Genomic DNA, 19,216 nt, shown 5'->3' with positions numbered 1-19,216 from the left:
GATTACAGAGAGGAGAATGACGATGAAACGCGATTTGAAACGTATCATCTCGGAAATGACATTAGAAGAGAAGGCCGGACTTTGCTCCGGTCTGGACTTCTGGAACACCAAAGGAATGGAGAGACTGGGCATTCCCTCGGTCATGATGACGGATGGGCCGCACGGGCTGCGCAAGCAGCGCGCCTCGGCCGACCATCTGGGTCTCTTCGACAGTGTGCCGGCCACTTGCTTCCCATCTGCAGCGGGGCTGGCGACTTCCTGGGACAGAGAATTATTGCGCAAAGTAGGCGTTGCGCTCGGAGAGGAATGTCAGGCAGAGGAAGTCGCCGTACTGCTCGGTCCCGGCGCCAACATCAAAAGATCGCCGCTATGCGGGCGAAACTTTGAATATTTCTCGGAGGATCCGTACTTGTCCTCCGAGATGGCGGCGGCGCACATCCAAGGCGTTCAAAGCCAAGGCGTGGGGACGTCCTTGAAGCATTTTGCCGCGAATAATCAAGAACACCGCCGAATGTCAACCAACGCGGTTGTCGATGAACGAACGCTCCGGGAGATCTATTTGGCAAGCTTCGAGGGAGCCGTCAAACAAGGACAGCCTTGGACTGTGATGTGCGCCTATAACAAGCTTAACGGGGAGTTCTGCGCGGAGAACGAACGGCTGCTGACCGATATTCTGAAGGAGGAGTGGGGCCACGAGGGCTTCGTCGTATCCGACTGGGGCGCGGTGAACGAGAGGGCTGACGGCCTTGGGGCCGGACTTGAGCTGGAGATGCCCTCCTCCGCGGGTGCGGGCGACCGGAAGATTGTGGAGGCAGTCAGGAGCGGGCGGCTTTCCGAAGATAAGCTGAACGCTGCGGTAGAGCGATTATTAAGCGTGATCTTTAAAGCGGTTGATCATAAGAAACCGGATGCGGCCTATGATGCCGAAGAGCATCACCGTCTGGCCCGGGAGGTGGCCCGGGAGAGTATGGTCTTGCTGAAGAACGAGCACAACGTTCTCCCGCTAAGCCAGGAGGGCCGCATCGCCGTTGTTGGAGCTTTGGCCGGTCAACCGCGATACCAAGGCGGTGGCAGCTCGCACATCAAGCCGACGAGGCTGGATGATATTGTTGAAGAGATATCGAAGTCGGCGGGGAGCCGGGCAACGGTCACTTATGCCAAGGGATACGATCTGGACAGTGACGCTTCCGATACGGCGCTATGGGATGAGGCGATCCGGACGGCTAGGGAGGCTGATGTAACGGTTGTTTTTGCCGGATTACCCGAGCGTTATGAGTCGGAAGGCTTTGACCGCACGCATATGTGTCTTCCCGACAATCAAGTCAAGCTGATTGAAGCGATAGCTGCCGTTCAGAAGAAGGTAGTGGTCGTGCTTAGCAACGGGGCTCCGATCGAGATGCCTTGGCTTGACGGCGTGAGTGGAGTGCTGGAGGCCTACTTGGGCGGTCAGGCGATGGGCGGAGCGATTGCGGACCTGTTGTTTGGCGCTGCCAACCCTTGCGGCAAATTGGCCGAGACATTCCCCGTACAGCTCAGCGATAATCCGTCTTATTTATTTTTCCCGGGAGATGGAGATAGGGTTGCGTATAGCGAAGGGATTTATGTCGGATATCGTTATTACGATACGAAGAAGCTGCGCCCTCTGTTTCCTTTCGGGTATGGCTTAAGCTACACGAGCTTTGAGTATTCCGATTTGACTGTCGATCGAGCACAAATCCAGGATAATGAACAAGTGGTCGTTTCCGCCAAGGTAAGAAACAGCGGACACCGGGCAGGGAAAGAAATTGTTCAATTGTATGTTCGTGACGTTACAAGCAGCATATCCCGTCCGGACAAAGAGTTGAAAGGCTTCGTTAAAGTCAGTCTGGAGCCCGGTGAGCAACAGACCGTGACGTTTACTTTGGATAAAAGAGCGTTCGCGTATTACCACGTTGGCCTGCAGGATTGGTATGTCGAGACAGGTGACTTTGAGCTGCTGATCGGCAAATCTTCAGCGGACATCGGATTGAAGGCCTCCGTTCATGTGACGTCTACTTCAGTAATAAAGACTACATTTACGCGGAATTCAACGATTGGGGATGTCATGGAGCATCCGGAATTGGCGCCAGTCGTCATGGAGCTTGTGAAGCATTCTCCGTTCGCTTCTGCTGCAGATGGTGAAGGAGACAGCTTAACCTCCGACATGATGGCGGCGTTCCTCAAGTATTTGCCGCTTCGGGGGCTGGCAGCATTCAGCGGAGGCGCATTAACTGAAGACATGTTGGATGCGGCTATCGTCAAGCTGAATCGATAGCTTACTTGTGGACTTAATCCCGATGTGGCGCAGAACCGCGGTACATCAGGATAATCATATTTAATCTATCGGATTAAGAAAGATGGTAGACAAAAAGGTAGAAAGGAGATACCATTAGTTCATAATTTAATAATGTACTAAATAGAGGTGCAAGTATTCAGGTATGGGTGCTTGCTTAAAAGGGAAGCTCGGTACGAAGCCGACGCGGTCCCAACCACTGTAATTGCTGAGCGACTCTTCATTGATGCCACTGTCTTGCTTGCGAGATTGGGAAGGCGAAGAGAAGCAATGACGCATAAGCCAGGAGACCTGCCTTTATTTATGGCGTTTCTAATTCTTTGGGGGTGAGAAGAGGGAACACGTTGGAATGCACTGATAAGGCTTATTTGGTAATGCCTGTGTACAGGCAATCTGCTCAATATTAAACACGGTTAGGCCACCCTTTGGGAAGGGTGGCTTTTTTGCGCTTATTTTTGAGTAATTAAGAGTAGAAAAGAGGAAGGTCAACAATGAGGTTTCAACATCGTTTACGTTTCAAGTCATTAACCGCATTCATGATGTCGCTGGTTCTTTTATTTTCTCTGATCGGTTCGCTTCTGGTACCGGGTCAACAAGCGGCAGCGGCGGCAGGTACGGGGCCGAGCTCCATCCGGGAGTGGCTTCCTGCGCCTGGACAGTTCGTCAATGAGGCAGGCTGGGGCGGGGCCGGCGACATCAATTCGAAGTGGACGAACACGCCGGGGGCTGCCGGTGTATCGCTGGGGTCTTTCGGCGGCGGCATCGTCTTCCAATTCAATGAGCCGATTCAGAACAATCCGAAGAATCCGTATGGCGTCGACTTTACGGTTTTCGGCAACGCATTTCCAGGGAATGAAGAACCTGCAGGCGTTGCCGTAGCGCAGGATGATGGCACCGGCAATCCTGGTCCTTGGTATTTCATTGCGGGCTCGGAGCATTACGAGGATAGCACGATTTGGGATTACCGGGTCACGTATACGAACCCCGAGCCGGACTTTACAAGTCCGAATGGGGTTAATGTGCCATGGACGGATAATCATAGCGGCAGCGGAGAGGTGAAAACCAATGGCTCTCACCTGCATGCGTATTATCCGATTCCTGCCAATTATAAGGATGCGCCGGCTGATTTCAACAATCAATCGTATACTTATAGCGGCGTGAAAATTGCTGTCCGGAGTAATGCCTTCGGCTATCCGGATTCGCATGGCAACGGCAGTGCGCCATACAATGAACCTGCCAATCCTTATGTAACGTCGCCGACCAAAGGCGACCCGATCGACATTAGCTGGGCCGTGGATAGCGCAGGTCAGCCTGTAAGCTTAGCGAATGTCAGCTTCGTCAAGGTATACAACGCGGTTCAAATGGATGGCGGTGTCGTTGGCGAGATCGGCTCAGAGGTTACATCCATTGAGAAAGTTACGCCGAATGACACGGTTGGCGAAACCGCCGATTTATCCAGCATTGTCCTGACAGGGACAGGCGCGGATGCGGCTGTAAGCAAGACGGTCACGGTTACGTCGGGCGTCTATTCGTATGCAAACATCCGAATTAACGCGGATACCGTCAAGCTCACGGCGAACGGCGCGGCGACGACGGTGTTCGTTAATAATACAAGCGGCACAACCGGCGTGCCGGTTGATAAAGAGATCACGCTTAGCGAAACTACGCCCAAAATTGTTCGCGTAATTGCGCAGAACGGCATCAACACGCCGAAGATCTACTATCTCAGCATTCAAAAGGGGACGGACGTTGTTGCCCCGCAACCGGTTCCGGTCTCTGTCGTTATAAGCGGCTATAGCGCCACAGCGGGGAAATCCTTCGTATTGAACGGAGCGACGACGGTCGAAGAGGGGCAAACGGCCGCTCAAGCGATCACGAAGGTCCTGAACCAGAACGACATTGCGTTCGTGAATCCAAGCGGCAATTACATCACCAGCATCGGCGGCCTGGCATCGTTCGACGGCGGCCCGAAGAGCGGCTGGATGTACTTGATCAACGGACAGTTCGCAATGGTTGGCATTGCCGATCTCGTTCTTCACAGCAACGATGTCATCACCTTGGTGTACTCCGATGACTATGAGCAAGATGTCACGTTGCTTGCGAACAAGACGCAGCTGAATGCCGCAATTGCAGAAGCCGAGGCGCTGCAGTCCGGCAGCTACACCGAAGCCAGCTGGCAAGCGCTGCAAGCGAGCTTGACGCTCGCGAATGCGGTTGCTGCCAGTTCCGGTGCGATTCAGTATCATGCGGATACGGCGCTGGAGAAGCTGACGGCTGCGCGTCAAGGGTTGGTGCCGAAGTCTGGTCAGCTTCAGGATGCAATTGCCGGTGCCATTAGCTATTCCACATCCCCGGTAGGCGGGGTCAGCTCGGTTTGGAGTGCGATCGGCATCGCCCGAGCGGGGGAGAAGCTGCCGGGAACGTATCTTCAGAAGTTAATCAGCAACGTGACCGATGATAACGCGAATTTCGATAGAGTGACTGAGCTGGAAAAAACCATTCTGGGCATTACAGCCGCTGGCGGCGATGCAACGAATGTTGCGGGCTATAACTTGATTGATAAATTGGCAAACAGCGAATTGATGACCAAGCAAGGGATCAATGGTTTGCAATTTGCCCTGCTCGCCCTGGATTCCAAATTGTATCAGGTGTCATCCGATGCGCTTTGGACCAGAGACAAGATCATTCATGAGATCGTTTCGCGTCAGAATGCGGACGGCGGCTTCGTATTAAGCAGCGGTGCGAGCGATCCCGACGTTACGGCAATGACATTAACTGCTTTGGCGCCATATCATAATCATCCGGCGGTCGTAACTGCCGATACGATTGCTAAAGCTGGCAGCTGGTTGTCTACCCATCAGGGAACTGACGGAGGCTATACGGTTGTCTATAGCGGGTCATGGGGGTCATCGGAATCCAACAGCAGCGAGAGCGTATCCCAAGCGATCATTGCTTTAACCGCGAACGGGATGGATCCGACTAGCAGCGCTTATACGAAGAACGGTATTACGCTGCTGGATAAACTGTTCTCATTCCGACAAACCGACGGCGGCTTCTCGCATATGCAAGGCTCAGGTTCCGACGGTATGGCGACGGAGCAAGCGCTCCAGGCGCTGGTTGCGTACAAGATTTATAAGAGTGGCAGCGGTGAGAGACTGTATGATTTGACCAAGCTTTCTCATGCTGCTCCTGTCGAGGTGCCTCTGCCAAGCGGCGATACGCCGAAGATCGAGATCCCTCTGGACGAGCAGGATTATCTCATTCCGATTGCGGAAACAGATGCGAATAAAGAAGTTACAATTGAAATCCCGAATAACTCTTCATCCACAATCAGCGTGAGTTTACCGTCCGGCATCGGCCTGCCTCAGATTACGGCGCTCAAAGGCAATGTCTCGATGATCATTCCTAAGGGGACGCAGACGACAAGCGGCGATGCATCGGCGCTGGAACTGATTACATCCCAAGATGCCGCAGATGCGGCGCTGAAGGGTAAGGTGAGCACTCTCGTTCCGGCAGGGCGCAAGCTGGATTCGGTGGATCAGGCCGTTACGTTCGGCGGCGGCAGTTCGCGGGTCCAATTTAATCAATTCGTTACCTTGACTTTCACCGGAATGAAGGGGAAGGAAGCCGCTTATATTGAAAATGGCGTCCCGCATGCCATCCGGAAGTATGATAACGATGCGGCAGGCCTTGCCAGCGGCAATATGGAGTATGCCTATGACAGCGGCAATGCATTGATTATCAAAACGAAACATTTTACGGATTTCATCGCTTATGCTTCCAGTACAACGTCTAGCGGAGGCGGGACGAACCCGGCTCCGAAGCCTACTGTCACCCTATCCGTTGACAAACTTACCCTTAATAAAGGATATGTAATTCCTTCTTTGAGCGTAGAGCTGCAAAGCGGAGATACGGCATGGAGCATTTTGAAGAGAACGTTGGATACCAAAGGAATTAATTACAGGTTCAAATGGTACGACACATATGGCAGTGCCTACTTGCAATCCATTGACGGGGACGGCGAGTTCGATCATGGCAGCGGCAGCGGCTGGATGTACAGTGTCAACGGATCCTACCCAGGGAATGGGGCAAGCTCGTACGTGCTTAAGAATGGCGATAGCGTGCAATGGCGCTACACGACGAATTTAGGCAAAGATTTGGGTCAACCGACCGTTACGACGCCAGGCGGGATTGGCGGGGGCGGCGCGATCCTGTCGGATAAAAAGTCGGTCTTTGACGTCCCGGCAACTATTACGCAAGACTATAAGTTGAACATTACCAAAGAGCTTAAAGACAAAGAGCAAATCACTGTGAACATCCCGAACGTGAAGCCCAAAGTGATTCTGAATGTAACGGATGTTCAAGACAGCATCCCGTCGATCACCGTGGTGAAGGGTGAGATCTCTCTCTCGATTGACAAGGGAACCGCACTGAAATCGGGAGATCCGAACATTGAAGTGCTCACAACACTTGATACCGGGGATTCGAATCTGCAGCGTCTCGTGCTGGGCGGCTTGGCGGATGACATCAAGCAGGCAGCGAAGCTGAAGCACGCTTTTGCTATGGGGAATGGCAATCAATCGGTTATATTCGATAAGCCGCTTACTTTCGTCATTAAGGGAGCAAAAGCACAGCGTGCCGGGTTTATCGAAGGGAACGCGTTCACCCCGATTGAAGTTTATGAAACGGAAGAGAAAGCTGTAGAAGCGACGAAAGGCCAGGATAAGGTTGCTTACGCCTTTGTCAAAGATACGGATTTGATCATCAAAACGAATCATTTTACCGATTTTGTTACATTCACAACAGCAGCGGAAACGGAACAAGCCTTTGATCTGACGAAGCTGTATTCGGATGCTGCGCTGATCTCCACATGGGCGATTGATGCCGTCAGCGAGGCTTCTCAGAAAGCTTTTGTTGAAGGCGGCTACGGCACATTTAACCCGCAAGCTACGGTTACGCGAGCAGAGTTTACGAAAATGCTGGCCAACGTGCTTGGTCTGGATGTGAAGACTAGCAAGCAAACGAGTTTCCAGGATGTCTCTCAAGACGATTGGTTCTATCCGTATGTGAATGCGGCTTATCAGGCCGGATTCATCTCCGGATATGACAACGATCATTTCTATCCGAACGAGAAGCTGACGCGGGAACAGATGGCGGTTATTATGGTCAAAGCGCTAAGTCTTCCAGCAGCAGGTCAAATGACGGAGCTCGAAGATATGAATCAAGTATCCGATTGGGCCAAGTCCGGCGTTCAGTCGGTTGTGGCCAGCGGGCTAATGACAGGTTGGAATAACCGCTTCCAGCCAAGTGAAGAAGTAACAAGAGAAATGGCGATCGTCGTTGCCATGAGAGCTTACCAGAAGAAATAATACCGGATTCCGAAATGAATTCATGGAGAAGGAGCAGAACACATTCTGCTCCTTCTCCGATCTTTTATAGGAAAGAGCGGGAGGAAGAACTAATGAGACGTATGAAGAGGTTTACAGCGCTACTGCTTATTCTCTGCCTTTGTTTAGGCGGTTCGGCACAGGTTCTTGCAGCGAGTCAAACCGATGTATCCGCAGCCGTTTCCGACACAGCGGCTTATTTGGTAAAGACCGTTTCAGAACCGCAGGTAGGCTCTATAGGCGGCGAATGGGTAATCCTAGGGCTTGCCCGGTCAGGATATTCCGTACCGTCAAACTATTATGGAAATTATTACAAGGTTGTAGAAGAGTATGTCAAGGAGCATGACGGCGTTCTGGATGATAAGAAATATACGGAATATTCGAGAGTGATTCTAGCTTTAACCGCGATCGGCGAAGATCCGACCGACGTAGCGGGCTATAACCTGATTGAGCCATTAGGGGATTATGAAAGAACCTTGTGGCAGGGCATTAACGGTCCGATTTTTGCCTTACTTGCTTTGGATTCCGGGAATTATGCCATACCTGCGAATAAGAACGCGAAGACGCAGGCGACCAGAGAGATGTATATCAACGAAATTTTGGCCAGACAGCTGGCCGACGGGGGCTTTGCTTTGTCGGGTACGCATGCCGACCCTGATGTGACCGGAATGGCGCTGCAGGCGCTGGCCAAGTATCAGAAGCTTGAGAAGGTCCAAGCAGCAACCGGCAGAGCCATTGAAGCACTGTCCGACATGCAGAATAACGCAGGGGGCTACTCGAGTATGGACGTAGGCAATTCAGAAAGCACGGCACAAGTGCTCATGGCCTTATGCGAGCTTGGCATCGACCCGGAAGACGGCAGATTCGTTAAGCAAGGCCGCAGCCTTGTCGACAACCTGTTAAGTTATTATCGGGAAGGTCGCGGCTTCTTGCATTCGGCTGACGGCAGCGGTGAGAATCTGATGTCGACGGAGCAGGCATTTTACGCCTTGGTCAATGTACAAAGAGGAAGTGCGGGACAGACAACCCTGTACAACATGGCAGATGTAACCCAAGGTTCCCAGACGGATCCGGACCAAGCAAGCGCCAAGCCGGAGGGCGGAGGATTACCCCATAAACATAAAGATGTTACGCCGAGCGTCATCGTCAGTCCCGGCAGGACATTCTCTGATATTCAGGGCCATGCCAATCAGACATCCATCGAGGCGATGGCAGCCAGAAATATCATTAATGGCCTCTCTGACCGGCTATTTGCACCTGATCGGACGATGACAAGGGCTGAATTTGCCGCCATAGTAACGAGAAGCTTAGGCCTTACGCCTAAGGCTGAGCATGTGTTTCAAGATGTCCCCGAAGATAGCTGGTATGCACCGTATGTAGCCACTGCGTATACGTACGGTATTATTCAGGGGATATCGGAGGATACGTTTGCTCCTGAACGAACGATTACCCGGCAGGAAGCGGCGGTTATGGCAGCCAATGCCGCCAAGTTATGCGGAATGGATACGGATTTACAGGGCGCCGAAATAAGGGATATGCTCGCGCCGTTTACGGACTACACGACGACGGCGGAATGGGCGAGAGCAAGCCTGGCGTTTGCTTACCGCGAACATCTTCTATCGCAAGAGATGATAGAAATAGAACCTGAAGCGGCTGTAACACGCAGCGAAGTGTCAGAGATGCTGTACCGTTTGCTAAAGGCATCCAAACTTTTGTGAAACGGGTGATGGCATGAAAATAACGAAAACAACACTATTTTCGGCAATCGTCATCGTACTCGTGCTTGTGGCCAGCTACCTGTTTATGGGGCCGCCGCAGCCGAATCATTCCGGGAGTTTGCCTGCACATACAACGGAGGCTCCCGTACAGCCGGAGAGCCGGATATCGCCACAGGGAGCGGGAAGCGGCAGCCCGGCAGTCCCGGACCGATCGGGCGTACAGCCGGAAGCTTCTACTGCCGCAGCTTCGGCAGCCCAACCGGCAACGGAACAGCCGATGAGTACGGTTAAGCCGGCGGAGACGGCTCCTGCGCATACGCCGGTACCGGATCAGGGCACAGCGGCTGAAAATACCGGTATCGAATCGCCCAAAGAGACGCCCGCGCCTGCTGCAAGTCAATCTGCCGCCAGTCAGCCTGCTGCCAAGCAAGAGCAAGTCATCGATCCCAAGTCAGGTAAAGATCAATACCTGACAGAGCCCGTTCCTTCTGGCAAGCCGCTGCCTGTCGAACCTCAGAACGTGACAATGACAGACAAGGCTATGACGGCAACCCTATCCGTTACCTGCTTGACGATTCTGAATAACATGAAGCTGCTGGATAAGGAAAAGGTGGAGCTGGTACCGAAGGATGGGATTATCTTCCCAGCCACCAAGGTTACTTTCTACGAAGGCGAATCCGTGTTTAATGTGCTGCAAAGGGAAATGAAGAAGAATAAGATTCATATGGAGTTTGTGAATACGCCCATCTACAACTCCGCTTATATCGAGGGGATTAACAATCTGTATGAATTTGATGCCGGAGAGCTCTCGGGTTGGATGTATAAAGTGAACGGATGGTTTCCCAATTACGGAAGCAGCCGCTATTCGCTGAAAGAGGGGGATGTCATTGAATGGGTCTATACATGTGACTTGGGGCGCGACGTTGGCGACACCAACAATGCTATGGGAGCAACGAAACAATGAAAGATGCCTTCTCCAGCTACCATCCTCTCGTTAACTTTCTTTATTTTGCTATGGTCCTTGCTTGTTCGATGTTTTTTTTGCATCCGGCATGCCTGCTGATTTCTCTCTTTTTATCTTTGGCCTACGCGATCTATTTGAACGGCCGCAGGGCGATTCGGTTTCATTTGCTCGTGATGCTGCCCATGTTAATTGTCACAGCACTCATGAACCCGGCGTTTAATCACGAAGGCGTTACGATTCTGACCTATTTGGATAACGGGAACCCGCTTACGTTGGAATCCATTGCGTATGGGGCGGCTTCGGCTGCAATGCTGATCACGGTTATCAGTTGGTTTTCCTGTTACAATGCTGTGATGACTTCGGATAAGTTCATCTATCTGTTCGGCAAGCTCCTCCCTGCCATGTCATTAATTTTCTCAATGGTGCTGCGCTTCGTTCCCTCATTCAAGGCTCAGTTCCAAAGGGTGTCGGATGCGCAGAAATGCATTGGCAGAGATATGTCGAACGGCGGTGTGATTGCACGAATCCGGCATGGGGTCCGAATCCTGTCGATCATGACCACCTGGATGTTAGAGAATGCGATTGAAACGTCGGATTCGATGAGGAGCCGTGGATACGGACTGAAGGGAAGAACGGCATATTCCAATTATACGTTCGACCGCCGTGACCGACGGGCTCTGTGTGCCTTGGGTGTTTGCGGCGGGTATTGCATCTTAAATGCGATGCGCGGAACCTTGTATTTCCGGTATTTCCCGTCGATGAAAGGTCATGACATGTCCCTTCTCACCGTTAGTACATTATTCTCATATGCGCTGATGTGTGCAATTCCTTTGATTATGAACTTGTGGGAGGATAGGAAATGGAAGCTGCTTATGCAATCGAAAATTTAACCTTTTCTTATCCGAACAGCGGTAAGCTTGTGCTCGATCATATTTCTTTGAAGATTCAACAAGGCGAGTTTATTACGATATGCGGGAAGTCCGGCTGCGGGAAGTCGACCTTGCTGCGCCATTTCAAAACCGTGTTAACCCCTCATGGCCGAAGGAGCGGCACGCTGTTCTTTGAAGGCAGAGAGCTCGAGACCATCGACGCAAGGACGCAGGCATCCCGAATCGGATATGTCCTTCAGTCGCCCGACAATCAAATTGTGACGGATAAAGTTTGGCATGAGCTGGCCTTCGGGCTGGAAAGCCTGGGTTACAGCACCTCTGCGATTAGGCTGAAGGTGGCCGAGATGGCTAACTTCTTCGGGATACAGACCTGGTTTCACCAATCAGTTCTCGAGCTTTCGGGGGGGCAGAAGCAGCTGTTGAATTTGGCATCGGTAATGGCCATGCAGCCTTCCGTTTTAATTTTGGACGAACCGACGAGTCAACTCGATCCAATAGCCGCAGCAGATTTCCTGAATACGCTGGTGAAGATTAACCGGGAATTAGGAACAACCATCATCCTTTCCGAGCATCGCTTGGAAGAAGTATTGCCTGTTTCCGATAAGATTGCCGTTATGGACAGCGGTAAAATCATTGCCTTCGATACGCCAAGGAACGTTGGCAGAGCCTTGAAGGAAAGCATGGATGCGATGTTCTTCGCGATGCCTGCGCCTATGCGTATTTATGCGCATGTCGCTAACGAAATGGAATGCCCGCTTACGGTTCGGGAAGGACGTCAATGGTTGAATGCACTGGCTCCTATGATTCGAAAGCGGGCAGATGTGCCGGATACACCACGGAATCTAATGGGTGAAGCGGCTGTTGAGCTGAAAGAGACTTGGTTCAGATATGAGAAAGAATCCTCCGATATTGTGAAAGGGTTGACTTTCTCGGTTATGCCGGGTGACATATACGCCATTCTAGGGGGGAACGGGGCCGGCAAGACGACGGCGTTAAGCTTGATCTCCGGCCTGAAGAAGCCGTACAGAGGCGAGATCAAGATAGCCGGCCGAAACATTCAAGATCTAACCGACCATGAGAAATACGGCGGCCTGCTCGGAGTTCTGCCGCAGAATCCGCAAACCCTTTTCGTGAGTAAAACAGTTGAAGCGGATCTTAGAGACATGTTCTCGGGCTTAACGATCGACAAAGAGGAGCAGCAACGAAGAATCGCACAAGTCACTGACCTGTGCGAGCTAGGCGATTTATTAGGAAGACATCCCTACGACCTTTCCGGCGGTGAACAGCAGAGAGCCGCACTTGCGAAGATCTTGTTGACGGAGCCTGACATTCTGCTGCTGGATGAGCCTACGAAGGGATTGGACAATGAATATAAACGTAAGCTTGGCGAAATGTTGAAGAGCCTCAAGCACGCAGGAACGACCATCATTATGGTGAGTCACGATGTGGAGTTCTGTGCCTCCTATGCGGATACATGCGCGATGTTTTTTGACGGCAAGGTGGTATCCGAAGGCACGCCAAAGGAATTTTTCACAGGCAACAGCTTCTACACGACGGCGGCAAGCCGAATGGCCAGACACCTGATTCCAAGTGCGGTAACGGTGGAAGATGTGATTAACGCCTTGGGCGGGACCGTTCCGGATCCCCCTAATCGTATGAAGGAAATGAAGAAGAAATCAGGGTCAGGCAAGAGATCTGCGGCTGAGGGGGATAAGGGCATAGATGAACCGTTTCAAACGCCTGTAGGCCAAAGGAAGCTATCCCAGAGAACAGTGGTTGCGTCCTTTCTCATTCTACTTATCATCCCGCTGACCATTTGGTTCGGTATCTATTACTTAAACGACCGGAAGTATTATTTTATCAGCCTGCTTGTTATTCTGGAAACTTTGCTGCCATTTGTCATGATCTTTGAAGCCCGGAAACCCCAGGCGAGAGAACTGATCCTCATAGCCGTCCTGTGCGCCATTGCGGTAGCCGGAAGAGCGGCATTTTTCATGGTTCCGCAGTTCAAACCGGTTGTGGCCATGGTCATTATTGCAGGGGTCTGCTTCGGCGGAGAAGCCGGGTTTCTCGTCGGGGTGGTCACAGGATTCGTTTCTAATTTCTTTTTCGGTCAAGGCCCTTGGACTCCGTGGCAAATGTTTGCCTTCGGGATTATCGGCTTTTTGGCCGGCGTGCTGTTCAAGAAAGGTATTCTGAGCAGAAATAAGGCGGCCCTCTGCACATTCGGCGGGTTAGCGACATTCTTCATCTATGGAGGGCTGATGAATCCGGCAGCTGTTCTGATGTCGTCGGCCCGTCCTACGAAGGAAATGCTGCTCCTTGCCTACCTGCAAGGGATTCCATTTGATTTGATCCATGCTGTTTCTACGGTGATTTTCTTATATTTGATCGCTAAACCTATGCTTTCCAAGCTGGATCGAATAAAGGAGAAGTACGGGCTGATGGAGAGATGATGTTCAGGCAGCTGGACCGGTCGCCTCTCACAATCATAACTTGGCATACCGCAAGATTCTGCGATACATCGTTTTATCTTTCAGCGTGTTAAAAATGCTCATATCCGGTCCCGTATTAATTTCCAGTATCCAGGGCTTCATCGTTGAATCAATGGCTATATCAACACCGAAGGCTTTTTTTCCTCGGTAACTTTCCCTTAGGACCATACTTGCTTCTCTGCCCAGAGATTCGATTTTTTTGATAAAGTCTATGCGCTCATCTCCGCTTAGGTGGGATTGGAGTAAAGTTTCAATGGGAAGCGGCGTGCCCCCGCTGTGAAAATTGGTCACAACCTTGCCCGGTTTGGCCAGGCGTCCGATGATGCCGGTCGTAACGAGCTGGCGGCTTCTATTTCTTTGGACCATCACTCTTATATCAAAAGAACGGCCGTTATGTTTGGCTAGGTCGATCCCTTGTTGAACAACATACTTGGTTTTATAGATGAAATTTTGAAGGGAACGATACAAATCATCGAATGAGGCGAAGCTCCTTGAGGCTGTCCCCCCTCTTAGTAGGAAGCCGTGATCCGTTTTCGTTATTTTATAAATGCCATGGCCTCCGGTGCCCTCATCCGGCTTCAAGTAAAGGGAATCATACTTCCGTATCATCCGCAAAATATTGGATTTAGTCGCTGCTGCCGTATCCGGCAGTAATGGAGCGATGTGGCTATATTTTTTCATGAAATTGTGTTTGCCTAATTTTCCCATCTTGTATTTCACCTTTTTTACACTCATACTCATACGATCAACCTCCCGCACATTCGTATCGTGGTAGTATATGCAGCAGGTTGATGGGGGGTACAGGCTTGAGCAGACTGTGGCGGCCCTGATAGTACAAGTAGGTGTAACTGGAATTTCTCCTTTTAAAATATCGAAATCGCCCTCGCGCTGCAGTGACAACTGGAAATTCTCCCGCTAATTTCACAAAAAGTGCCGCATAAGGGCAGCTAGTGCTGATTTTAACTGGAGGGATTCCCGTTATTCCTTCTGTAAGTGAATTAGGTGGCGGAATAACGGGAGTTTTTCCAGTTATCGCCCAGCGGAGATGAAACGTCCAGCATATTGCCTGGCGGGAGGTTCAGCATAACGCCCGGTGGGGATGAGACATCCAGCATATCTCATGGTGGGGATGAGCCGTGGGAGGATCAGCCAAACAACCGCGGCTTCGGAGCTGCGAAATCCCCTTCTTGTAGAGCACGTCCAGGTTCGGGGCTTCAGGATACTCGGAGAGGCGATCCATCACTCGGACCATCCGACCCGTAACAGGAATTTCTCCTTTTAAAATATCGAAATTCCCGTCGCGGTGCCGTGACAACTGGAAATTCTCCCGCTAATTTCGCAAAAAATGCCGCATAAGAGCAGCTAGTGCTGATTTTAACTGGAGGGATTCCCGTTATTCCTTCTGTAAGTGAATTAGGTGGCGGAATAACGGGAGTTTTTCCCGTTATCGCCCAGCGGGGATGAGACGATGGGAAGGTTCAGCATAACGCCCGGCGGGGGAGGTAAGTCAGCGAAGGGTGGCATCCAAGCGATTTCAGAGCGCTTGGCACGCATAGCACCCAAACAACCCATAGCCCTGAGACTTATGTCTCGGGGCTTTTTCATCTCCTATGGAACTCGAAACGTAAAATAATGAAACGATTCGCAAAGATATCAAACAAGCGGCATACGGGGGGAGGGATATAATGAGTGCATGATAGGAGCAAAGGAGCACCATACAGCGCCTTATCGGCAGACTCTCGAAAGGAAAGGGAAAAGGACCATGAACAACCAACAAGCGACCAAGCAGCAAGCCTCTATGCAACTGGGTTCGAATAGCCTCCTGTCACTCCAACGCAAGCTGGCAAGATATAAGTATATTTATTTATTACTGCTGCCCGGATTGATATATTTTACGGTTTTCAAGTATGTTCCGATGCTGGGTATTCTGGTTGCATTTAAAGACTATAACTTAGCATTAGGTTTCTGGGACAGTCCCTGGGTTGGCTTGCACCACTTCGAGAAGTTTATACATGGCGTTTATTTCTATGACATTATAGGCAATACCATCCTGATTTCGTTTTACAAGCTGCTTTTTGGGTTTTCCGCCCCGATTATTTTAGCGCTGCTTCTCAATGAGGTAAGCGTATCTTGGTTCAAAAATACCGTTCAAACGCTAACGTATTTACCGCACTTTATATCTTGGGTCATTGTTTATGGCCTCATGGTGGCCTTGTTAGCTCCGGGAGAGGGATTTGTTAACTTAATTATGAAGGAACTGGGAATGGCTCCAATTGCTTTTCTAACAGAGCCTTCATGGATCAGACCGCTGATAGTCACCTCCGATATCTGGAAAGAGATCGGCTGGGGAGCCATTCTTTATTTGGCGGCACTAGCCGGCATTGATCCAAGCTTATACGAAGCAGCCAAAATCGACGGCGCTTCCAAGTGGAGACAGCTATGGCACGTTACTTTGCCGGGAATACGCAACGTCATAATTTTACTGTTAATCATTAGGCTCAGTCATATTCTGGATGCCGGGTTTGACCAGATCTTTATGATGTCTAACATGTTCAATCAGGAAAATGCCGATATCATCGATACGTGGGTATACCGAGAAGGTATTGAACGCATGCAAATAGGGCTTGCTACCGCTGTAGGTTTGTTTAAATCCGTCATTGGATTGATTCTGGTTATTTCCGCAAACCAATTGGCCAAAAAATTCGACGGACAAATCTGGTAAGGGGGACTGACGATGTATACATCCAAATCGCAACTGGGAATAGGCGTTGTATATTTGTTACTGGCGGTTATTGCACTGCTCTGTGTATTCCCCTTTATTTATGTGGTCAGCGTTTCTTTAACGTCGGAAGAAGAAGTGATGCGAAGAGGAATTGTCCTGATTCCCGAGACCTTTACTTGGACGGCGTACAAAACTGTGTTTGATTCTTTTGGTATTGGCCAGGCTTACAAAATTACGTTGTTTCGGACCTTCGTAGGAACAGCTTTCAATCTTTTCTTTACCGTCATCACGGCTTACGCGCTCTCTAAGAAGCTTTTACCCGGAAGAAGCGTGTTCTTACTGTATGTCGTGTTTACCATGTTGTTCGGCGGCGGATTAATACCAAGCTATATTTTGGTGAAATCGCTAGGCTTAATTAATAATATTTGGGTGCTGATTATTCCTGGTTTAATAAGTGCGTTTAATCTGGTTATTGTGAAAGGCTTCTTCGAGCAAATGCCTGTTGAGATCGAAGAGTCAGCCAAGGTGGATGGTGCCGGGGAAATGACTTTGTTATGGAAAATCATTCTGCCTCTTTCTCTTCCCATCTTGGCGACGATTGGCCTGTACTATGCAGTAAGCCACTGGAATAGCTATTTCGATGCGGTCATGTACTTGAATGACAATAAACTGATGCCGCTTCAGGTTGTTTTGCGCAGCATCCTGCTGAACCTTCAGGCTGCACAAAATGATCCTTTGTCTACGGATCTGCCTGTCAGCATGGTAGCCGTTCAGATGGCTGCCGTCGTCGTATCCACGGTGCCGATTCTTTGTGTATATCCGTTTATTCAAAGGCATTTCACAAAGGGAGTGCTGCTCGGCTCAATCAAAGGCTAATCGGACGAGATCGTAAAATCACGGAGAGATGTCATAATAATTTGAACAACCGGATGATATGGAATAAATATGATGGATGTATTCAAAGCGAATGCTTCGATAATTTATCATTTAAGGGGAAGATGCTATGAAACAGACAAAAAATGCCGTTAAACTGTTGTGCGGAATTGTTGCGCTCGGCCTGCTTTTATCGGCTTGCAGTTCCGGCCAAACCCTCACGCCTTCGCCATCTCCCGGTGCAGGGAGCCCGGCGCCGAATGACAATCGTTTCGCCAAACAAATGAAACTTACCGTTTTCAACTCCGGAGCGTTCAACCCCGGCGCAGCCATGCCCCCGCGCGAAGAAGACCCGATTCGCCAAATGCTCGAGAAGGCCGTGAATATCGATTTGCAGTATATGATTGTTCCAGGGGATCAGAGTGCGGCCAAACTGAATACCTTAATTTCATCCGGCGACATCCCTGATTTAATGTTTATGTCCAATCGGCAGGATGCCATTCAGTATTACAATCAAGGCATTGCACTGGATATGGACGAGCCTTTGAAGGCGTATCCTGAATTGCGAAACCGATTTTCTGCTACCCAATGGGATGCTGTGAAAAATAAAGGGAAAACATTTGGGATACCGGCTTATGATGTAGCAAGCGGATTTCAGGCTTGGTGGATTCGCAATGACTGGCTCAAGAAGCTGGGTCTCAAACAGCCGACAAACCCGGATGAATTGCTTGAGGTCATGAAGGCCTTTACTTTCAAAGATCCTGATGGCAATGGCAAGGATGATACGTATGGGTTTATTGGAGGCGTCGGGAAAGACGGCAGCATCGGGAACCAAGGCTGGGATTCCATCATGCTCATGTTCGGCATCACACCAAGCGACACTCAATATTCGGATGGCAAACTTATTATTGGCAGCGAAGATCCAAGACTTAAGGAAGCATTGACATTTATTAATAAAATCATAGAAGCCAAAGTCGTTGATCCGGACTGGGTATCTATGAATGAATCGGCTTCGCGGGATGCCAAAATGTTCAAAGGCAAGGGCGGAATCGTTCTAAACGACCTGCGTCGTATGGAGCCTAGCGGTCAAGCAAAGATGAAGGAAGTAGGCGGCGAAGTGCCGGAGTGGACAGTGATGGCTCCTCCGAAAGGTCCGAGGGGGGATCAAACGGCCGGATATGAAGCCTTCCAAAATAATTCCTGGCTGATTTCCAAAGTGGCTGCGAAAGATCCAGCGAAGTTAACGCGCATTCTGGATTTTCTGAACTACTGGTACACGGATAAAGAACTGTATCCTTATGTCGCCTACGGACTGAAAGGGACCCAATGGGATCTGGTGGATGGCAAAGCAAAGAGGCTTAATGTAAGTCCGGATGTTACCAACAAAACATTATGGATCACCAACTATTTCATGCCTCGTCGGGTGGATGACCCGATATTTTTCAACTTTTTGAATCCGCAAACGGCAGAGTTTCGGCAAAATAATTTGAAGTATATCCAACCAAACAAAATTACACCGTATGTCGTAGCAGACCCGGCAGATCCTTTATACAATGACCGCAAAAAATATGTAAATGAAATGGTATTGAAGTTTATGACCGGTAAAGAACCGTTAAGCAATTGGGATTCTTATGTCAACACATTGAATTCGAAATTTGAGCTTGGCAAGTTCAAGGAGCTTACGACCAAGCAGCTCCAAGAAGCAGGAATTATTAAGTAACATAGCGATGGCAGTTGAAAAAAGACCTGAACACCCGGGTCTTTTTTCAACTGCCATCGCCTACCCATATAGCCACTTAGCTTTTATGATAACCTTAAATTAAGCGTAGGAGGGGGAGGCTTTATCTTTCGGTATA

The 19,216-nt window shown here is 50.2% G+C and carries 10 protein-coding genes and 1 riboswitch; of the genes, 9 read left to right on the top strand and 1 reads right to left on the bottom strand.

The genetic code is table 11. From position 1 onward, the window contains the following. The first annotated feature begins 22 nt into the window (after positions 1 to 22). The 6 genes from J2X61_RS17025 (at position 23) to J2X61_RS17000 (ending at position 13,726) form a co-directional block, all read left to right on the top strand. Positions 23 to 2,293, top strand: a complete 2,271-nt coding sequence (locus tag J2X61_RS17025; protein WP_310189348.1) for a beta-glucosidase family protein — start codon at positions 23 to 25, stop codon at positions 2,291 to 2,293. Between the two features lie 128 nt (positions 2,294 to 2,421). After that, a riboswitch (cobalamin riboswitch) is annotated at positions 2,422 to 2,624 on the top strand. Positions 2,625 to 2,802: 178 nt separating this feature from the next. After that, the gene (locus tag J2X61_RS17020; protein WP_310189346.1) at positions 2,803 to 7,680 is read left to right on the top strand and encodes an S-layer homology domain-containing protein; all 4,878 of its coding nucleotides are present in this window, start codon (positions 2,803 to 2,805) and stop codon (positions 7,678 to 7,680) included. A 92-nt stretch (positions 7,681 to 7,772) separates the two neighbouring features. Beyond that, entirely contained in the window at positions 7,773 to 9,416 is a 1,644-nt protein-coding gene (locus J2X61_RS17015; protein ID WP_310189343.1) for an S-layer homology domain-containing protein, read from the top strand. A 13-nt stretch (positions 9,417 to 9,429) separates the two neighbouring features. Continuing rightward, a complete protein-coding gene (locus J2X61_RS17010) occupies positions 9,430 to 10,380 on the top strand; it encodes a DUF4430 domain-containing protein (protein ID WP_310189340.1) in 951 nt (316 codons plus the stop codon). Next, a complete protein-coding gene (locus J2X61_RS17005; RefSeq protein WP_274472336.1) occupies positions 10,377 to 11,270 on the top strand; it encodes an energy-coupling factor transporter transmembrane component T in 894 nt (297 codons plus the stop codon). Before J2X61_RS17010 ends, J2X61_RS17005 begins: the two co-directional genes overlap by 4 nt. Beyond that, a complete protein-coding gene (locus J2X61_RS17000; RefSeq protein WP_310189337.1) occupies positions 11,240 to 13,726 on the top strand; it encodes an ATP-binding cassette domain-containing protein in 2,487 nt (828 codons plus the stop codon). The genes J2X61_RS17005 and J2X61_RS17000 overlap by 31 nt, the downstream gene beginning before the upstream one ends. A gap of 33 nt (positions 13,727 to 13,759) precedes the next feature. On the opposite strand, the gene J2X61_RS16995 is transcribed toward J2X61_RS17000, so the two are convergent. Next, positions 13,760 to 14,506, bottom strand: coding sequence for a YheC/YheD family protein (locus J2X61_RS16995; RefSeq protein WP_310189334.1), 747 nt, complete (start codon positions 14,504 to 14,506; stop codon positions 13,760 to 13,762). Positions 14,507 to 15,563: 1,057 nt separating this feature from the next. On the opposite strand from J2X61_RS16995, the gene J2X61_RS16990 reads away from it, so the two are divergent. The 3 genes from J2X61_RS16990 to J2X61_RS16980 all read left to right on the top strand — a co-directional run bounded on the left by J2X61_RS16990 (position 15,564) and on the right by J2X61_RS16980 (position 19,080). Continuing rightward, on the top strand, positions 15,564 to 16,487 hold the full coding sequence (locus J2X61_RS16990; RefSeq protein WP_379240991.1) for an ABC transporter permease: 924 nt from the start codon (positions 15,564 to 15,566) through the stop codon (positions 16,485 to 16,487). A gap of 12 nt (positions 16,488 to 16,499) precedes the next feature. Continuing rightward, on the top strand, positions 16,500 to 17,363 hold the full coding sequence (locus J2X61_RS16985) for a carbohydrate ABC transporter permease (protein ID WP_274472340.1): 864 nt from the start codon (positions 16,500 to 16,502) through the stop codon (positions 17,361 to 17,363). 127 nt (positions 17,364 to 17,490) lie between these two features. Next, positions 17,491 to 19,080 (top strand): extracellular solute-binding protein, encoded by a 1,590-nt coding sequence (locus tag J2X61_RS16980; protein WP_274472341.1) that lies wholly within the window; start codon positions 17,491 to 17,493, stop codon positions 19,078 to 19,080. Positions 19,081 to 19,216 lie beyond the last annotated feature (136 nt).

The organism is Bacillus sp. 3255 (genome assembly GCF_031456485.1).
Lineage (GTDB): Bacteria > Bacillota > Bacilli > Paenibacillales > NBRC-103111 > Paenibacillus_E.
The sequence above is the reverse complement of the archived record's forward strand: the minus strand, read 5'-3'. Positions and strand labels throughout refer to the sequence as shown.